General features: G+C 60.2%; 18 protein-coding genes and 1 pseudogene. 9 read left to right on the top strand and 10 right to left on the bottom strand.

Features of this window, described 5'->3' with window-relative positions:
* The first annotated feature begins 114 nt into the window (after positions 1-114).
* Complete coding sequence (locus NKJ81_RS18345; RefSeq protein WP_352541349.1) at positions 115-936, top strand: tetratricopeptide repeat protein; 822 nt, start codon at positions 115-117, stop codon at positions 934-936.
* A 116-nt stretch (positions 937-1,052) separates the two neighbouring features.
* On the opposite strand, the gene NKJ81_RS18340 is transcribed toward NKJ81_RS18345, so the two are convergent.
* From NKJ81_RS18340 to NKJ81_RS18300, 9 genes are all read right to left on the bottom strand, one after another.
* Positions 1,053-2,069 carry a type II secretion system F family protein gene (locus tag NKJ81_RS18340; protein ID WP_023676936.1) on the bottom strand — a complete coding sequence of 339 codons (1,017 nt, stop codon included), beginning with the start codon at positions 2,067-2,069 and terminating at the stop codon, positions 1,053-1,055.
* 9 nt (positions 2,070-2,078) lie between these two features.
* A complete protein-coding gene (locus tag NKJ81_RS18335; protein ID WP_023676935.1) occupies positions 2,079-3,092 on the bottom strand; it encodes a type II secretion system F family protein in 1,014 nt (337 codons plus the stop codon).
* 29 nt (positions 3,093-3,121) lie between these two features.
* Positions 3,122-4,630 (bottom strand): TadA family conjugal transfer-associated ATPase, encoded by a 1,509-nt coding sequence (locus NKJ81_RS18330; RefSeq protein WP_352541281.1) that lies wholly within the window; start codon positions 4,628-4,630, stop codon positions 3,122-3,124.
* Between the two features lie 29 nt (positions 4,631-4,659).
* Positions 4,660-5,943 (bottom strand): CpaE/TadZ family protein, encoded by a 1,284-nt coding sequence (locus NKJ81_RS18325; RefSeq protein WP_352541280.1) that lies wholly within the window; start codon positions 5,941-5,943, stop codon positions 4,660-4,662.
* A gap of 55 nt (positions 5,944-5,998) precedes the next feature.
* Complete coding sequence (locus NKJ81_RS18320; protein ID WP_352541279.1) at positions 5,999-6,733, bottom strand: CpaD family pilus assembly protein; 735 nt, start codon at positions 6,731-6,733, stop codon at positions 5,999-6,001.
* 14 nt (positions 6,734-6,747) lie between these two features.
* Positions 6,748-8,274: a type II and III secretion system protein family protein gene (locus NKJ81_RS18315; RefSeq protein ID WP_352448619.1), complete on the bottom strand. Its 1,527-nt coding sequence runs from the start codon at positions 8,272-8,274 to the stop codon at positions 6,748-6,750.
* Positions 8,271-9,086: a Flp pilus assembly protein CpaB gene (gene cpaB / locus NKJ81_RS18310; RefSeq protein WP_023676931.1), complete on the bottom strand. Its 816-nt coding sequence runs from the start codon at positions 9,084-9,086 to the stop codon at positions 8,271-8,273. Before cpaB ends, NKJ81_RS18315 begins: the two co-directional genes overlap by 4 nt.
* Positions 9,087-9,275: 189 nt before the next feature.
* Complete coding sequence (locus NKJ81_RS18305; protein WP_352541278.1) at positions 9,276-9,794, bottom strand: A24 family peptidase; 519 nt, start codon at positions 9,792-9,794, stop codon at positions 9,276-9,278.
* A gap of 149 nt (positions 9,795-9,943) precedes the next feature.
* Entirely contained in the window at positions 9,944-10,114 is a 171-nt protein-coding gene (locus NKJ81_RS18300) for a Flp family type IVb pilin (RefSeq protein WP_023676929.1), read from the bottom strand.
* Positions 10,115-10,455: 341 nt separating this feature from the next.
* On the opposite strand from NKJ81_RS18300, the gene NKJ81_RS18295 reads away from it, so the two are divergent.
* From NKJ81_RS18295 to NKJ81_RS18285, 3 genes are all read left to right on the top strand, one after another.
* Positions 10,456-10,878: a pilus assembly protein N-terminal domain-containing protein gene (locus NKJ81_RS18295; protein WP_352541277.1), complete on the top strand. Its 423-nt coding sequence runs from the start codon at positions 10,456-10,458 to the stop codon at positions 10,876-10,878.
* Positions 10,879-11,029: 151 nt separating this feature from the next.
* Complete coding sequence (locus NKJ81_RS18290) at positions 11,030-11,590, top strand: TadE/TadG family type IV pilus assembly protein (protein ID WP_352541276.1); 561 nt, start codon at positions 11,030-11,032, stop codon at positions 11,588-11,590.
* 30 nt (positions 11,591-11,620) lie between these two features.
* Positions 11,621-12,241 carry a TadE/TadG family type IV pilus assembly protein gene (locus tag NKJ81_RS18285; RefSeq protein ID WP_023676926.1) on the top strand — a complete coding sequence of 207 codons (621 nt, stop codon included), beginning with the start codon at positions 11,621-11,623 and terminating at the stop codon, positions 12,239-12,241.
* A gap of 102 nt (positions 12,242-12,343) precedes the next feature.
* On the opposite strand, the pseudogene NKJ81_RS32655 reads toward NKJ81_RS18285, so the two are convergent.
* Positions 12,344-12,472: pseudogene (locus NKJ81_RS32655) on the bottom strand (phosphate/phosphite/phosphonate ABC transporter substrate-binding protein); the annotation flags it as partial.
* A gap of 160 nt (positions 12,473-12,632) precedes the next feature.
* On the opposite strand from NKJ81_RS32655, the gene NKJ81_RS18280 reads away from it, so the two are divergent.
* From NKJ81_RS18280 to dnaA, 5 genes are all read left to right on the top strand, one after another.
* A complete protein-coding gene (locus NKJ81_RS18280) occupies positions 12,633-13,874 on the top strand; it encodes a phosphopentomutase (protein WP_352541275.1) in 1,242 nt (413 codons plus the stop codon).
* Positions 13,867-14,757 carry a bifunctional DNA-formamidopyrimidine glycosylase/DNA-(apurinic or apyrimidinic site) lyase gene (gene mutM, locus NKJ81_RS18275; RefSeq protein WP_352541274.1) on the top strand — a complete coding sequence of 297 codons (891 nt, stop codon included), beginning with the start codon at positions 13,867-13,869 and terminating at the stop codon, positions 14,755-14,757. Before NKJ81_RS18280 ends, mutM begins: the two co-directional genes overlap by 8 nt.
* A 24-nt stretch (positions 14,758-14,781) precedes the next feature.
* Positions 14,782-15,555: an enoyl-CoA hydratase gene (locus tag NKJ81_RS18270; protein ID WP_352541273.1), complete on the top strand. Its 774-nt coding sequence runs from the start codon at positions 14,782-14,784 to the stop codon at positions 15,553-15,555.
* 160 nt (positions 15,556-15,715) lie between these two features.
* Complete coding sequence (gene rpsT, locus NKJ81_RS18265; protein WP_023676922.1) at positions 15,716-15,982, top strand: 30S ribosomal protein S20; 267 nt, start codon at positions 15,716-15,718, stop codon at positions 15,980-15,982.
* Between the two features lie 916 nt (positions 15,983-16,898).
* Positions 16,899-18,371 carry a chromosomal replication initiator protein DnaA gene (gene dnaA / locus NKJ81_RS18260; RefSeq protein ID WP_023676921.1) on the top strand — a complete coding sequence of 491 codons (1,473 nt, stop codon included), beginning with the start codon at positions 16,899-16,901 and terminating at the stop codon, positions 18,369-18,371.
* The last annotated feature ends 182 nt before the right edge of the window (positions 18,372-18,553 follow it).

Raw genomic sequence — 18,553 nt, 5'->3', positions numbered from 1 at the left:
CTCCGGCTTCCGAGTCGGCGTTTCTTAACTCTCCGTTAGGGTTAACAGAATATTTCTGCGGGAGGAAAGATGACCTCGCAAATGGTCACGCGCATGAACGGAGCCCTGGTGCCGATGCCGACCAACCGCAGGATGAACGCCAGCGCAAATAGGCTGATCACCACGGCGTTGATGATGGTGCTTGCTGCAGGCGTCGCCGGCTGCGGAACCAGCAAATTGACGACTGGCTCGATTTCTCGTCCAAGCGGCAAGCCGCTGGAAACAATGTCGGCGGGCGAACTGCACAACGCTACGATGGCGCTCGGCCAGTCCTATTCGAAAAACCCCAGCGACAAGCGGATCGCGACAAATTATGCCGCGGCGCTGCAGATGGACGGCGACGCAGACCAATCGCTTGCGGTGATGCGCAAGCTGGCGATCGCCTTGCCGAAGGATCGCGACGTGCTCGCCGCCTATGGCAAGGCGCTTGCCGCCAACGGACAGTTCGAGCCGGCACTCGATGCCGTGCGCCGCGCCCAGACGCCCGAATATCCTGACTGGAAACTGGTATCGGCGGAAGCTGCTATTCTCGACCAGCTCGGCCAGAAGGACGAGGCTCGCCAAGGCTATCGCAAGGCGCTTGACCTCAGGCCGAACGAACCGTCGATCCTTTCCAATCTCGGCATTTCGTACGTGCTGGAAGGTGATTTGCGCACAGCCGAAACCTATATGCGCTCAGCCGCCCAGCAGCCGAATGCAGACAGCCGCGTCCGCCAGAACCTTGCGCTGGTCGTCGGTCTGCAAGGCCGTTTCGACGAGGCAGAGAAGATCGCCTCGCAAGAGCTGTCGCCGGATCAGGCGCAGGCTAACGTCGCTTACCTTCGCCAGATGCTGGCGCAGCAGAATGCCTGGAGCCAGCTCAAGGACCAGGACAAGGCAAAGCCCGCCACCAACTGACCGCTTCGAGCGCCGAACCGGCGCGCGAATTCCGCAACATATCTAACGCAAAGAGCCGCGCTGCACCGGCAGCGTGGCTCTGGATCGTATCAGCGTTTCTGGCAACGCCGCTGGCGCTACTCGCTGCTTGATTTCGGCTGGTCGCCAAAGATGCCGCGCTGGCTCACCTGGATGCCGGCGGGACCCAAAATGATGGCGAACAGCACCGGCAGGAAGAACAGGATCATCGGCACGGTGAGCTTCGGCGGCAGCGCGGCCGCCTTCTTCTCGGCGGCATTCATGCGCATGTCGCGGCTCTCACTGGCAAGCACCCGCAATGCATGCGCCACGGGCGTGCCGTAGCGCTCGGCCTGAACCAACGCCTGGGACACCGACCTGACGGATTCCAGGCCAGTTCGGCTTGCAAGGTTCTCGTAGGCCTGCTTGCGCTCCTGCAGATAGGAAAGCTCGGCGTTTGTCAGGATGAATTCTTCCGCCAATGCCACCGATTGCGCGCCGATCTCATCGGCGACCTTGCGAAGCGCCGCTTCCACCGACATGCCGGACTCGACGCATATCAGCAACAGGTCGAGCGCGTCCGGCCACGCCATCTGAATCGATTGCTTGCGCTTGGTAGCGCGGTTGTTGACGTAGAGCACCGGCGCGTAGAATCCCGCATAGGCTACCACGATGCACACGAACAGCTTCACGAAAAGCGGCTGCTCGGGCAATCCGCCGAGCACGAACAGATACATTGCCGCCAATGCAAAGCCGATGAAGGGCAGGACGAGACGGAAGAAAAGGAAGCGCGTCAGCGGATTTTGCCCGCGAAAACCCGCCACTTTCAATTTCTGCAAGGTACCTTCATCCGCCAGCGCACGCCTGAGATCCAGGCGATCGACAATATTGCGCATGCCGACCGACTGTTCTTCGCGCAGGCCCTTGCGGCGGCGGTCGGCTTCGACTGCCAGCCGCGCGCGCTGCTTGGCGCGCAGCTCATCGCGCTCCAGCGCTACGGATTTCATGCGCGCCTTGAGCTGGTTCCCGCCAAAAGCGGGCAGCAGCGTGAAGACGGTCGCAAACACCGCGATGCCGACCAGCAGTGCGATCAGCAGGGACGGGTCGGTGAGAGTTCTGATGACGTGATCGGTCATACGCGAGTCCTAGACTTCGAAATTCATCATCTTGCGCATTACCAGGACGCCCATCGACATCCAGATGCCGGAACAACCGAGGATCAGATGGCCTGTGCTGGTGATGAAGAGGGGCATGATGTAGTTCGGGCTCGTCAAATAGACGAGAAAGGCGACGACGAAAGGCAACGCGCCGATGATCACGGCGGACGCCTTGGCTTCCATGGACAATGCCTGGACCTTGGCTTTCATTTTCTTGCGGTCGCGAAGCACGCGCGAAAGATTGCCCAGCGCTTCGGAAAGATTGCCGCCGGCCTGAGACTGGATCTGGATGACGATGCCGAAGAAGCTCGCCTCGGTGCACGGCATCGTTTCTGGCATGCGCATGGCCGCGTCGGGGATCGACAAACCCATTTGCTGCGAATCGACTATGCGGCGGAACTCGGTCTTGACCGGCTCGGGGGATTCGTTGGCGATCAGGCGCACGGCGTCGTTCAGCGGCAGGCCGGATTTTACCGCACGCACGATGATATCGAGCGCGTTCGGAAATTCGTTGAGGAACGCCTTGACGCGGTGCGCGCGGCGAAACGAGACGAACCAGCGGGGCAGACCCAAGACGCCGACCAGCAGCGCAGCCGGCAAGACCAGCAACGGTGCGCCGATGAAATAGACAAGAGCCGTCAAGACGACGCCGCAGACCGCCGAGTAGACATAGAAGCGCTCAAGCGAGATCTTCATGCCGGCCTGGCGGATTTGGATCTTCAGCGGTGGTTTCTTGACCAGGCTCTGATTGGACTTTTGCTTTTGATCGAGATCCTTCAGCGAATCCTGGACGGACTTGCGACGCTTGGCCGCTTCCGCCACGCGATCGCGCGACGCCTTGACGACGGAACGATCCGTCTCGGCGGTCTTGATCGATTCAAGCCGCTTGCCAACCTGCTTCTCGGTGCTGATCCGGTTGAACAGGAAAGCATAGGCCACAGCGCCGGCGCTGAAGCCGGCGAGCACGACGAATGCCAATACGGTGCCGTCAATTCCGAACATCGACCCTGGCCCCCACGCTTCCAGACGGATCAATCAGCGCGTTTCTCCATCGCCTCGAGCGCGACCGCGAGGCGCTGCTCCTCACCGTAGTAGCGGGCGCGCTCCCAGAAATGCGGACGGCCGATGCCAGTCGACACGTGCTCGCCCAGCAGCCTGCCGCTCGCGTCCTCGCCCTTGATGTTATAGAGAACGATGTCCTGGGTGATGATGACGTCGCCTTCCATGCCGATTACCTCGGTGATGTGGGTGATACGCCGCGATCCGTCGCGCAGGCGTGCAGCCTGTATGATCACGTCGACGGAGCCGACGACGATCTCGCGCACGGTTTTTTGCGGCAGCGTGTAGCCGCCCATGGCGATCATCGACTCTATGCGGTTGAGGCATTCGCGCGGGCTGTTCGAGTGGATCGTTCCCATCGAGCCGTCATGGCCGGTGTTCATCGCCTGCAGCAGATCGAACACTTCGGGTCCGCGCACTTCGCCGACGATAATACGTTCGGGGCGCATGCGCAGACAGTTCTTGACCAGATCGCGCATGGTCACTTCGCCCTCGCCTTCGAGGTTGGGCGGACGGGTTTCGAGACGCACCACATGCGGCTGCTGCAATTGCAACTCAGCTGAGTCCTCGCAGGTGATGACGCGTTCTTCGCGGTCGATATAGTTGGTCAGGCAATTGAGCAGCGTCGTCTTGCCTGAGCCGGTACCGCCCGAGATGACAATGTTGCAGCGGACACGCCCGATGATCTTGAGAATCTCGGCCCCTTGCGGAGAAATCGAGCCGAACTTGACCAGCTGGTCGAGCGTCAGCTTGTCCTTCTTGAACTTGCGGATGGTAAGTGCGGTGCCGTCGATAGCCAGGGGCGGTGCGATGACGTTGACACGGGAGCCATCAGGAAGACGCGCATCGCAGATCGGGCTTGATTCATCGACGCGGCGGCCAACCTGGCTGACGATACGCTGGCAGATGTTGAGGAGCTGCTGGTTGTCGCGGAAACGGATGCCGGTCTGCTCGACCTTGCCGTTGACTTCGATGTAGACGTTCTTGGAGCCATTAACCATGATGTCGGCAATATCGTCGCGGGCAAGCAGTGGCTCCAGCGGCCCGTAGCCCAAAACGTCGTTGCAGATATCCTCGAGAAGCTCTTCCTGCTCGGCGATGGACATCGCGAAATTCTTGATCGCGATGATGTCGTTGACAATGTCGCGGATTTCCTCGCGCGCGCTTTCGGGATCGAGTTTGGCGAGCTGCGACAGATCTATCGTATCGATGAGTGCGGCGAAGACCTGGCTTTTGGTGTCGTAGTAGGTTTCGCTCTTTTGGCGCTGGATACTTTTCGGCTCCGGCGCCAATGGCGGCGGCTCGACCGCACGGCGAACCGCCGGCGCGGCAGGCGCGCCGGATGGCGGCAGCGCCGCCGGCCTGGCAGCTACAGCCACTTCCACAGGGTTCGCGGCCGCCGGCGCGGCAGGCGCGGGTGCTGGCTGACGGAATTCCGGAATGGTCCGGTTGCCGTCGTCGCTGCCTCTTTTACCAAACATGATCGCTTACCAATTCCACCGCTGAGGCATCACTTCTTGTTGCGCGAAAGCTTGCCGATCAGACTGCCGAGGCCAGCCTTCTTCTTCACCTTGATTTCGCTGCGCCCTGTCAGCACATGGGCGATCTCGTTGATCGTGGCGACAACCGGACTCTTGGCATCCATCTCACCGAGCATACGTCCGTTGTTGGCAGCATTTCCGAACAAAAGCGGCTCGAACGGGATGACCGACATCGGCGAAAGGCCGAGCGATTCGGAGAAGTCGGACGGCGTAATCTCAGGACGTTTCGGCACACCGGCCTGGTTGATCACAAGCTTTGGCGCTGGGTCGTTCGGACGAAGCCGCTTCAGCATGTCGACCAGGTTCTTCGTGTTGCGCAGATTGGCAAGTTCGGGCGTCGCCGTGATGACGATCTCGTCGGCCTTGACCAGCGTGTTCTTGGTCCAGCCGGCCCACACGTGGGGAACATCGAGCACGAGGAGCGGCGCGCTACGCTGGGCTATGTCGATAAGCTGGGTGAAGGCGTCGGGATCGAAATCGTACACCCGCTCCAGGGTCGAAGGGGCCGCAAGCAGCGACAGGTGCTCGGCGCATTGGGCGAGCAGCCGGTCGAGATAGACCTCATCGACGCGTTCCGGCGAGAAGACTGCCTCGGCAATGCCTTGCGCCGGATCCTGGTCGAAATTGATATTGGCCGTTCCGAAGGCGAGGTCGAGATCGGCGACAACCACTTCGGATTTGAAAAGGGACGACATGGCCCAGGCCACATTATGGGCTATGGTCGAGGAGCCGACGCCGCCTTTGGCGCCGATGAAGGCAATCGAGCGGCCGATCGGCTCAGCTTCCGGATCAACGAAGATCGAAGACACCACGCTGACTATGTCGGCCATCGATACGGGCGCGATGACATACTCGGAAATGCCCGAACGGATGAGTTCGCGATACAGGCCGACATCGTTGTAGTGGCCGACAACCACCACCTTGGAGGTCGGGTCGCAATGCTCGGAGAGCTGGGCGAGTTGTTCCAGCAACAGCTTCGGCTCGCTGCGCGATTCAAGCAGGATCAGGTTCGGCGTCGGCGCCGACTGATAGAATTCGATAGCGGTGGGGATGCCCCCCATATGCACCTTCAAATGGGCCTTGGCCATGCGGCGATCCTCGCCGGCGCGCTCGACCGGATTGGCTACGCCTTCGGTCTCGCAAAATGCCTGGATCGAAATGCGCGGGATCGGCCGCAACGCCTGCATCGCGGCAATATCCTGCTCCGAGGTTTCGCCGCCCGGTACCTCTGTGTCATAGGCAAGATTGCTCATTGTCATCACTTTCCGTGACTTGCGCGGCTTAGGGTTTGTTGAGCCTCAACACTCGTTAATATTCGACTTCCGAATTGCCGAGGAATTCGTCCGAAATACCTCTGTCACGATAGACGTCGATCACCGCGCCGCGATTTTCCGCGTCGATCGGCGTCGGCTTGCGTGGCCCGATCAGATCGGACGGATTGGCCATCTGGGCAGCCAGGTTGTTCTGATACGAACAGCCGAAATCGGCATAGTGCTTGTTTTCCGAAGTCTGCAGCAGGTCTTCGGGCCAGCGCCCGCATTTATCCGTCTGAGCCTTCACCGAGACGTAGGCAACACGAACCGGTGCAGACGCTTCGGCCGAAACAGACTGATAGGACCGCATGTCGATCCGCTTCCGGCTGATGCCGCTGGCTATGGCCAGCCTGGCGAAATCGCGGCCGGCCGCGGCCGCTGCGATTTCGTTGGCTGAGCCGCTCGGAATCTCGATCGTCAGCACCGGAGCCGCGCTCCTGTCGTATCCGTCCAGGAAGCCCAGGAGCGTGTCACGTTGGGATCTGGTCATGCCACGGTCGCCGGCGCCGACCGGAAGGTCGATCTTCTGTACCTTCTCGGCTATGACGATCGGATGGGTGGTGCGATAATCGTCCGGTATGGCACCCACCGTGACGCTGTCGCGATTGGCGCAGCCGGCCAGCAATGCCGCCATCGCGATCGCCATAATGGGAACGGCCGGCCGCCAGATTCGCGAATGGACTGACCGCGTCGCGGTGATCGCCCGTGCCTTCGATGTTGCCTTAGACATGACCGCTTCCCCGCTTACTTGTAGATAAAGCCGACAACGCCGTGGTAACGGCCGTTGGGCTTGTCGGTCTGCATGGTGCCGTAGACACGGTTGACGCGGCCAAGGAAAATGCCGGCGCCATCGCTGGCGGCGTTGAAATTGTCATCCGGCTTGGCAAGATCGTTGCGCGCCACCGGCTTCACCAGATAGGGCGTAATGATGATGACGAGCTCGGTCTCGTTGCGAACGAAATCCCTGCTGCGGAACAGCGCGCCAAGCACTGGAATCTTTGTCAGACCGGGCAAGCCGTTGACAGCTTGCCTGAGATCATCGCGGACAAGGCCGGCAATCATCATCGAGCCGCCCGAAGGCAGTTCCACTGTTGTGTCGGCCAAGCGCTTGCGGAGCGACAGGGCATTCATGCCCGGGCTCGTTACGCCTTCGGACAAAGACACAGATCCCTCCGTTGTCGGCTCGGAAACCGAGGTTCTGACTTTCAGGCTGATACGGCCGGGAGACAGCACCACAGGCTGGAATTCCAGGCCAATGCCGTATTCGATCTTCTCGACCGAATACGTCTTCAGACCGGTCTGGTTATCGTTTGATACGGCTTGGGAAACGCTGGTCACCATGTTGTATTCGCCGCCAACCTTGAAGGTCGCCTTCTCGCCGGATACGGCCGTCAATGTTGGTTCGGCGAGGGTTTTCATGACACCGGACTGTTCCATGGCATTGATGTAGGCCTGCAGCGTCGAGCTCCCGATAGAGAGGCCCGAGTTCGACAGCGACTTGCCCAAACCAGTGAAATTGTCGCTTACCGCGCCCCAGCTGATGCCGTTGCTGCTGCCGTTGCCCACCATGTTGACGCCGAGCTGCTTCATCACCGAGCGGCTGACTTCCGCGACCGTCACCTTCAGCGTCACCTGGTCGTCGCCGATGATCTGCAGCAGGTTGACGATCTTGCTGACGCGGCGCTCGGCATCCGGGTTATCGATCGCGACGCCGGCTTCAGCCGAACCGCCGGCAGCGGTCTGCGAATATTGACCCGTGGTTGCCTCGCCGCCGGACACGAAAATAGTTGCCAGATCGGCCGCGCGCTTGGCGTCCAGAGGAGTGTCCACGGTTCCGGTCAGAACGACGTTGTCGTTCAGCAACTCGACCTTGACCTCCGATGACGGGATGAAGCGCTTGATATAATCCTCCAGCCCGGCGACGTCACGTTCGACCGCTAGGTCAAGGCTGACGATCTGCTCGCCATTCGGGCCAAAGACGAAGATATTTGTCTCGCCGACCGCCTTTCCAAACAGATAGATGCGCCTGGCGGTGCGGGTCACCGCGTCGGCTACAGCGGGGTTGGCGACGAGAATGTCGTAGGCATCGCTCGGGAGGTCGATGACCACCGACTTGTTCAGTCCGAGCTTAACCCGCTGGGTGGCGGTCGAAGCCGTCACCCTGGCATTGCCTGCCGCACTGGCATCGACAATGCCATATGCATTCGTTCCAAGGAGAAACAGGCCGATCGCCGCAGCCAGGATGAGCGGCAGTTTGGTTTTTAGCCTCATTTCCTTGCCCCCACTTCGGAAACTTCGCCCGACTTGATCAACCGCACTGTTCCGCGCCGGCCATTGCCGGAAACCAGGTAATCGGCTTCGCCCACATTCTTGTCCTGGCTGTCCTTGATCGAGCGCAGCGCCAATGTCAGGCGATCCGCCATCTGCTGTGCGACGGTGATGATCTCGGACTGCTGCGGCGTCAGTTCCAGGGTGGCGGTCTGGCCAACCCTGGTCTTCTTACCTTCCTCGTCCTCCTGAATGGTCTGGTCGATCGCCAGGACGCGAATGTTCTTCAGGATAGTTTCGGTAGTGAAGCCCGGACCACCGCCATTGGCGGGATCGGCTCGGCGGGTCATGATGACGTCGACGAAATCGTTGGGAAGAATAAAGCCACCGGCCGAGGTGTCGGCCGAGATGCTTGTGGCAACGGCCCGCATGCCGGAGGGCAGGATCGACGACATGAAGCTTTGCCCTTCACCGATCAGCTTCGAGCGCCGCAGCGGCTCGCCGGCGTAGAGCGCCACGCGAGCGACGGCGCCCTTCAGCTTGTCCAGCGCTTCAGGCTCGGCGGCGCGGGTGATGAAATTTGCGTTGATGCCTGCGGACGGCCATGACTCCCAGGAAATGTTGTTTTCAAGCGGACTGCCCATCGGAACGTCGCCGGAAAGAACAAGCACATCCTGCAGCGCGATCGCCGGCGCCTGAGGACCGGAATCGACAACCGGAGGCGGCGGAGCCACGACCATGTTCTTCGCTACATAGCCTGCACCACCGGCCGCGGCTATCGCCACGCTCAGAATAATCAATCGGGATGCTGGCATCTGTCCGAACCTCGCCTTGGCAAACCACGTAGCCAAGCGGGACTTTGCAGCGGCAATCGTCAAAACAAGGTTAATGTTATACTTACGATCGTGATTAATTTAACGTTTATATAAATTGGACCGACAAGCCCGGCCCGAAGGAAAACGTGGCCAACTCGCCTGCTCGGCGCCAACCGCGTAAAGTGAAATTCAGCCCGCCAGCCTGGTAAGTCCCCAGGCCATCAATGGCGAGTCGGAATAGGTGAGCAGACCGCCAATGCCAAGCGCGATGCCGTACGGAACGCCGGTCGCCTCATCGGCGAAATGGCGCAGGAACGGATTATGGCTTGTGACGGCGGCAAGCGGCGATTTTCGATAGGCGAGGATGGCTAGCGTCAGCAGGCCGCCGATGAATGTCGAGGCGACGAGGTATTCGATGAGATGGATGTTCAGTCCCATCCACATGGCAGTGGCAGCCAGAAGCTTGGCGTCGCCGCCGCCCATGCCGCCCAGCGCGAACAGGCCGAACGTCACCGCGAGAACCAGGCCGGCGGCGGCGAAATGCCAGCCATAGGTGGCCCAGTCCATACCGGTCAAAGGCGCAACCAAGGCGAAGACGACCACAAGCAACACCGGCACGCGATTGGCGATCGTCATCGAAAGCATGTCGGAGATCGCGGCAAAAAGCATGCAGAACGGAAATACGACGAAGATCACGGCTTCAAGCATCGGCGCGCCTATGACCCAATTGCATCTGGCCCCCAACCCAATCCTATTCGACTAACGACTGATGAGGCCTAAATTTCAATTCATACCAGGACTAAATAAGGGCCGCCAGTGCGGCGGCCCTTATTTCAGAACAACCGAACCCGTTACGGTCAGCTACCGTTCACCTTGGTGGAGATGGCGGTGAACTTGGCGTTCAGCGAGTTGCCGAGCTGGCCGGCGCCGACCATGATGGCGAGTGCGATAAGAGCGGCGATCAGACCGTATTCGATAGCGGTCGCGCCGGATTCGTCCTTCACAAAACGTGCGATGAGGTTAGACATTCGAGCTCCTACTCCAATTGTTACAGCACTTCCGTCAACTTCTCTTGGTGGCTGATCGGATACTGCGAATCTAAGGAGAAGCTGTTTCAATCGGCTTAATAAACAGGCTTACCGATTCCTTTCCCGCTTCGACGACATTGCGTGGTTAACCCAGAACTAAAATACCCGCCGCCAGGGCCCCGGCCGACAAAAGGCGCAACAGGCGCAATTCGGCAAAGACGTTTCAGCCGTGCCGCTAGGCCCAATGCCGGTTCCGGCTTGATCCTGAATTCCAGCCGCTTAACGGTTGGTTCACCAATCTCGTTCATGTTCCGTTGAACAGTTTGCCAGGGGGCGCCTCAATGGCCGGGCCGAGATCATCATTTCCAGTTGCCGTGCTTTTTGCCGCAGCGGCTTTCGCCTTTCCAGCCAAGGCCGGCGCCGGCATCGAGGTGACGATGAACCAGGCAAAGATCATCAAATTGTCGCGCGCCGCCGATACGATTGTCGTCGGCAATCCGGCGATCGCCGACGCCTCCGTGCAGGACGCATCGACGATCGTACTGACCGGCAAGGGATTTGGCGTCACCAATCTCGTCGTCCTCGACCAGGAGGGCAATCCGATCGTCGATGAGCAAATAACCGTCGTCCGCCAGGCAGCGTCGTCGGTGCGCATCTATCGGCGTTCCGAAGTACAGACCATGTCCTGCGCGCCATATTGCGAAAGCTCGTATAAGAGCGATGCCGAGAAGGCCTCTGAAGCCGAAATGAGCGCCGTGCATTAGCTAGCCGACGTCTCCGTCTTTGGCGGGAACGTGCTTCGGTTATCGCCGGGTTAAGGCCTTCCCGTTGAATTTAACGGTCATTCCAACCGGACTTCAATCGGTTCCGACTAAGGGTGGACCGATACAGAAGCGGCATCGGCGGGCAGCGGACATGAGCAAGGCAGGACGAGCAGGCTCTCCAAGACGGTTTTTGGGCGACCGCCGCGGAAGCACGGCGATCGAATTCGCCATGCTTGCAATTCCTTTCGCGCTTCTTGTCTTCGCCATCCTGGAGAGCTGCATTTCTTTTGCCGCACAGGAAGTGATGGCAAACGCAACCGACGACATCGCGCGCCAGCTGCGTACCGGCCAATTAAGACCGACCGATGTGTCCGGCACCAAGCTGCGGGATATGATCTGCACCAAATTGGAGATCATGGTCGCCAAGACCTGTCCCGGATTGCTGGTGGACTTGCGCGAATATCCGACCTTCGCCGATGCGGCGCTGGCCGGTTTCAAGATCCAGGATGGCGACGTCGTGCTGACCAAAGGCACGAGCACACAGACCTTCACCGTCGCACCTGGCCTGGCGGAGTCGAGAAACATGCTGCGTGTTTTTTACAAATGGCCGGTGATGACCGACTTCATGGCCAAATCGATGGCCAACCTGAAGGACGGCAAAACGCTGCATTTTGCTTCGATCACTTGGCAGAACGAGCCGTTCGACAACTGAACCACGTAGTCGCTTGAAAAGGGCAAAGCCATGATTCGTGCGGGGGCACAGCTGGGCATCGCAGGGATTTGTACAAGAGCAGTCCGGCTTTGCTCGGACCGCCGCGGTATTGCGGCTGTCGAGTTTGCCCTCATCGTGCCTGTCCTGTTGATCATGTACTTTATGACAATGGAGGCCTCGCAAGCCATCGAGACCAGCAAGAAGGTCAGCCGCATCGGCAGCATGGTAGCGGACCTCGTCACGCAGCAGCAGACCGTCAAGGCGGCCGATGTCGATGCCATCATGGCGATCGGCAGTTCCACGCTCCAGCCCTACAACCGCTCGAAACCGAAGATCATTATCACGGCGATACAGGTGACCAACGAGACGACGCCGAAAGTCCTGGTCGTGTGGTCGCGCAAACTGGTCGATGGCGTCTCTAGCGTCGACGCTGTCAAGGATTCCACCACAACGGTCCCGAGCGCGCTCAAGATCAAAGGCACGTTCCTCATCCGGGTCGAAAGCGATCTCGCCTACAAGCCAATCATTACCTGGTCGGCGGACGGCCAAAGCCGGTTCGGGTTGAGCTCGGTCTTCAATTCGATATCGATGGCGGAAACATATTATCTGCGGCCGCGCAGGAGCCCGACCATTCCGTGCAGCGATTGCTGACGCCTGAAGCCCGCTAACCGGTCTGTTGCTATTGCTTGCGACCGCGGGCCGAGACTAGACGCACGATGGCTGCAGCCAGCACATAGTCCCTCGGACCGGCAACGGTTCGGCGACGATACCGATACAGAACGTTCCGATAACATCGCGCCAATCGGCTCGCGCCAGGTTTGTGCAAGACGCATCCAGCAGCAAAGCCAGTACGGTGGCGAATGCTGTCAGGGCAAGCCTCATGCGAGCTCCGCGCCGCGCATTTCCATCCGCAGATCGACCATGCTGCGATTCGTCTCTCCGGGACCAGCACGCCAAGCCGTGCTGTTTGGGTTTCCGAATTGCCAATGGCGGCGCGGAACCCTATGTCTGAGCCAACACACAGGCAATGATGAACCTTTCGATGGCACGCGCCTTCCTTTTTGTCCTCGACTCCTTCGGCATCGGCGGCGCGGCCGATGCCGAACGTTATGGCGACACCGGCTCCAATACGTTCGCACACATCGCGCGGGCCTGCGCAGAAGGCCGCGCCGATCGCGAAGGCCTGCGTGCCGGACCCCTTCTTGTACCAAACATGCTCGCGCTCGGTCTCGGCCAGGCCGCGGCAACGGCAACGGGTTTCAGGTTTGAGAATGCCGGCAGTGCACCGCTTGCCGCCGCCTTTCACGGCGCGGCCCAAGAGGTTTCGAGCGGCAAGGACACGCCATCGGGCCATTGGGAAATAGCCGGCCTGCCGGTCCGTTTCGACTGGGGTTACTTCCCAGACAAGATTCCCGCCTTTCCGGCCGAGTTGACCGAAGCAATGGTGCGTGAAGGGAAGGTGCCTGGCATCCTCGGCAATTGCCATGCTCCGGGCACCGAGATTATCGAACGGTTCGGCGAAGACCATATCCGCACCGGCAAGCCGATCTGCTACACCTCGATCGACTCCGTCCTGCAGATCGCCGCGCATGAGGTTCATTTCGGCCTGGAACGGCTTTACGAGTTCTGCAAAGTGGTGCGCAGGCTCGTCGATCCGCTGAATATCGGCCGCGTCATCGCGCGGCCGTTTATCGGTGAAACCGCCGCCACGTTCGAGCGAACGCATAATCGTCGCGACTATGCCGTACCGCCACCGGAACCGACGCTGCTCGACCGGCTGACGGCGCGCGGCAGCCGGGTTATCGCGATCGGCAAGATCGGCGACATTTTCGCCCATCGGGGGATCTCGGAAGTCCGCAAGGCTGCCGGCAACATGGCGATGTTCGACAAAACGCTTGGTGCCATGGAAGACGCCCGCGACGGCGACCTCGTCTTCGCAAACTTTGTCGACTTCGACACCGAGTTCGGGCATCGGCGCGACGTTGCGGGATATGCCGCCGCACTCGAAGCTTTCGACCGGCGCCTGCCCGAGGCATTCGCACGGCTGAAGCCAGGCGATCTGCTCATCTTGACCGCCGATCACGGCAATGATCCGACGTGGCGCGGCACCGACCACACGCGCGAGCGTATTCCGATTATCGGGACACGGCCGGGTTTCAAAGGCGCAGACATCGGACTGAGGACAACATTTGCCGACATCGGCGAAACCGTGGCCGAACATCTCGGGCTGGCGCGCGGCCGTCACGGCACCTCCTTCCATGCCACGATAGGTGGCCATGCCTGAGTTGCCGGAGGTAGAGACAGTCAGGCGCGGTCTGCAGCCGGCCCTTGAAGGTGCCCGCATTGTCGGTGTCGAGGCACGCCGGCCGGATTTGCGGTTTCCGTTCCCCGAGAGATTTTCGGAGCGGCTGACCGGCAAGACGATTGCGGCGCTCGGCCGCCGTGCCAAATATCTGACAATGCACATGGACAACGGCCCGGTTCTGATCTGCCATCTCGGCATGTCGGGTTCGTTTCGCATCGAAACGGCCGACGAGAGCGCAACGCCTAGCGTGTTCCACCACGAACGTTCGAAAAACACTGCTCACGATCACGTCGTCTTCGACATCGCATCCCCTGCCGGCGTCCGCTCTCGCGTGATCTTCAACGACCCGCGCCGCTTCGGGTTCATGCTGTTTTCGGAAGGCGAGCCCGACATGCATCCGATGCTGGCGGGATTAGGCGTCGAGCCTACAGGCAACGCACTGGACGGCGCGCTGCTCGCTTCGTTGCTGAAAGGTCGCAAGTCACCGCTGAAAGCGGCACTTCTGGACCAGAGGCTGATTGCCGGGCTAGGCAATATCTACGTCTCGGAAGCGCTTTGGCGGGCCGGCCTGTCGCCGCTGCGCGAAGCGGGCACCCTCGCGAGAGCCGGCAAGAAAGCCAAAGAGCAGAGCGAACGCCTGGCCGAAGCAATCCGCTCGGTCGTCGCCGATGCGATCGCCGCCGGCGGCTCGTCGTTGCGCGATCATATGAAGACCGATGGATCACTGGGCTACTTCCAGCATTCCTTCGCGGTTTACGATCGCGAGGGGGAAGGCTGCTCCAAGCCTGGTTGTGGCGGCCACATCGAGCGTATCGTGCAAAGCGGTCGTTCGACCTTCCACTGCCGGGCCTGTCAGGCTTGAACCAGAACCGAGGAGGAGCAAAGTATGGGCTATGAAACCATCATCGTCGAAACCCGCGGCAAGGTCGGGCTGATTACGCTGAACCGGCCGCAGGCGCTCAACGCGCTGAATTCACAAGTGCTGGCGGAACTGGTCGCGTCGGTGAATAGCATGGCCGCCAATGCCGACATCGGCGCCATGGTCATCACTGGTTCGGAAAAGGCTTTCGCGGCAGGTGCCGATATCAAGGAAATGCAGTCCATCTCCTATGTGGATGCCTATCTGCAGGATTTCTTCGTCGGCTGGGAAGAATTTACGCGGGCACGAAAGCCGATCATCGCGGCGGTGGCGGGCTATGCGCTGGGGGGCGGCTGCGAACTGGCGATGATGTGCGACTTCATCATCGCCGCCGACACTGCCAAGTTTGGCCAACCCGAGATCACGCTGGGCGTCATGCCCGGCATGGGCGGATCGCAGCGCCTGGCCCGCTTTGTCGGCAAGTCGAAGGCGATGGATATGTGCCTGACGGGTCGAATGATGGACGCAGCCGAGGCCGAGCGTTCCGGCCTTGTCTCGCGCGTGGTGCCAGCCGGCGAGTTGATCGAGGAAGCGCTTAAGGCAGCGGCCAAGATCGCTGGTTTTTCCTTGCCGTCGGTGATGATGGCAAAGGAGGCCGTCAACCGCGCCTATGAGACGACGCTCACCGAGGGTCTGCGGTTCGAGCGCCGGCTGTTTCATTCGCTGTTTGCGCTGGATGACCAGAAGGAAGGCATGGCGGCCTTCAGCGGCAAGCGGAAGCCGAATTTCACGAACCGATGAGATGACGAAGGCGCCGGTCAAAAAGAAAGCGCTGCAGCGTTGACGCGCCGGAAAAGCTGAACTATAAGCCGCACCAACCGAGGCGGCCCTGTGGCTGCCCGTTTGTTTTTTGCGCCCTGCGGTATCCCGCAAGCGCCCACCAGATCAGAAGAGAGGCACCATGGCCAATACCTCCTCGGCCAAAAAGGCAACGCGCAAGATCGCCCGTCGCGCAGCGATCAACAAGAACCGCCGCTCCCGCGTCCGGACCTACATCCGCCAGGTCGAAGAGGCGCTCGCGGCCGGCGATAAGGCGGCCGCACAGGCTGCCTTCAAGGTGGCCGAGCCGGAATTGATGCGCGCCGCGACCAAGGGCGTGGTGCACAAGAACACGGCATCGCGTAAGGTGTCGCGGCTGGCCCAACGGGTCAAGGTGCTGTCGGCCTAATATATCTTTTCCTGAACTGCGCTTCTTCAAACCCGGCCAATCGCGCCGGGTTTTTTTCGTTTGCCGGCAAGTACTTAAAAGAAAGCCCGCAAAATGGCGCTCCGCGTGCATTTCAAAGTTCGAAATGCTTTGCCGGCGTATACATACCCGCTGATATTCGCAGCCTTCGAAACTGCCAATGCGAAAATTTCCGAGCGTCACAGATTACTGTTTTTTTTCAGAGGTTTACCGATGGTGATCCACAGCTTGTTCACATCGGCTGCGGCCGATAGGCGGCAATTGGCTGTCAAGCGAATTATTTCAGAAAATTTCGCATTTGTGTGGCCTTTTTCACATTCGCCGGAAAAGGGTTTGAATCACAATGGCTTTGTCAAAATCAACTGTTGCGGCATCGCGTTCGAAACGTGCCTTCCTAGTCAGATTCCTTAAAAATCCGTTAGGGGTGGCCTTGCCCTATCCACAGCGATTTCGGTAATGTCTGTCCATCGAAGGGACGGGCCCTTGGCCCTTGACCAGCCTGAAACCGGCCAGCTCAAATTGGCAGAGTTTACACCGCGGATTTAACTCCGCGGACGGGGTTGGTTTGTCTTTTCGATACGGTAGGGGACTGGCGTAATTGTACATGGCAGGTCGACGGTGCGCCGGCGGTTTTTCGCCGGACGGCATTTTGTTGCCCTGACATGACCAAAGCGGATCGGCTCTTCGGCGCCGGACCGACAACGAGGCGATTCATCAGCCGGCGGCGGCGATGGTGTCGCAGCGAAGACACGGTCGCCGGAAACATGGATGCAGGAGGCGCATCCCCGGCGGAAAACAGGTACAAGAGACAAGGAACTCGATCATGCAGAGCGGCGGCATCGAAAGGGAGGTTACAGGCGACCTCCCATTTCCTGGAACGTTAATCGGAAGGAACGACATGGCGGCTTCCAATGAAGCTGAACAGAAGTTCGATCGGGTCAAGGCCCAGTTGAAGGCGCGACTGGGAACCGAGGTCTATTCGAGCTGGTTCGGGCGCATGAAGGTCGCTGAATCCTCTAAGGGCATTGTCCGCATCTCAGTGCCAACCGCATTCCTGCGTTCATGGATCAACGGCCACTATCTCGATCTCATCACCGAGTTGTGGAAGCACGAGGATCCGGAGATCCTCAAGATCGAGATCGTGGTTCGCACCGCCACACGGCAGGGCCGCAACAGCGTCGAGCCAGAAGTGGCCCCGGCGCGCAAGATGACCAGGCAGACGCAAACCGCGCTCTCTGCGGGCACGGCGAGCCCCAGCAGGGTCGAACGGGTCCCGGTACCCCGCCCGGGGATGCCGGCAGAAACCGAGTTCCGGCACAATGTTCTCGGTTCGCCACTCGATCCACGCTACACTTTCACCTCCTTCATCGAAGGACCATCGAACCGAGTGGCTTTTGCCGCCGCCAAGGCGGTCGCGGAATCGCAGTCGAGCGCGGTGCGTTTCAATCCGCTCTTTCTGCACGCGACGGTCGGGCTGGGCAAAACGCACCTGTTGCAGGCGATCGCCGCAGAATCGCTGAAGCAGAATCCGAAATCGCGGGTCGTCTATCTGACGGCTGAGTATTTCATGTGGCGGTTCGCCACCGCGATCCGCGACAACAACGCACTGACGCTGAAAGAACAGCTGCGCGACATCGACCTCCTCATCATCGACGACATGCAGTTCCTGCAGGGCAAGTCGATCCAGCACGAATTCTGCCATTTAATCAACATGCTGCTCGACAGCGCCAAGCAAGTGGTGGTCGCTGCCGACCGGCCGCCGTCGGAATTGGAGTCGCTGGAGCCACGCGTCCGCTCGCGCCTCAACGGCGGCGTCGCGCTGGAAATGTCAGCCCCGGATTTCGCCATGCGTATCGGTATGCTCAAGCTCAGGCTTGCCACCGCCAAGCTCGACGATGCGTCGCTCGATATTTCCGAAGAGATCCTCAACCACGTCGCCCGCACGGTGACCGGCAGCGGACGCGAGCTCGAAGGTGCCTTCAACCAGCTTTTGTTTCGCCAATCCTTCGAACCGCAGATCACCATCGACCGCATCGACGAGATCCTTGGCCACATCTATCGTTCGGGCGAACCCAAGCGGGTGCGTATCGAGGACATCCAGCGCATCGTCGCGCGCCACTACAACGTGTCGAAGACCGAACTTCTGTCCAACCGGCGCACACGCACCATCGTCAAGCCACGGCAGGTCGCCATGTATCTGTCGAAGGTGATGACGCCGCGCTCGCTGCCGGAGATCGGGCGGCGGTTCGGCGGTCGTGACCATACGACCGTGCTGCATGCGGTGCGCAAGATCGAGGATCTTTCCGGTGCCGACAACACACTGGCGCAGGAACTCGAATTGCTGAGAAGGCTGATCAACGACCAGGCCTGACGGCCCGAAAAACGCCGGCTCGCGGACTCCGGCCTTTTTATCCCCTTTATCCCCGGAAAGCCCGTGCAGCCGGTCCGAACCGGTGGCGCGGGCTTGCGTTTGCCGGGTTTTTCCTGTCAGTTTACGCAGATTCTGAGCCTGTTCAGACCTTTCGCGGGGCGCCGCTTGCCGGAGACCCGTTC

Source organism: Mesorhizobium sp. M0018 (genome assembly GCF_040323955.1).
GTDB lineage: Bacteria > Pseudomonadota > Alphaproteobacteria > Rhizobiales > Rhizobiaceae > Mesorhizobium.
The sequence above is the reverse complement of the archived record's forward strand: the minus strand, read 5'-3'. Positions and strand labels throughout refer to the sequence as shown.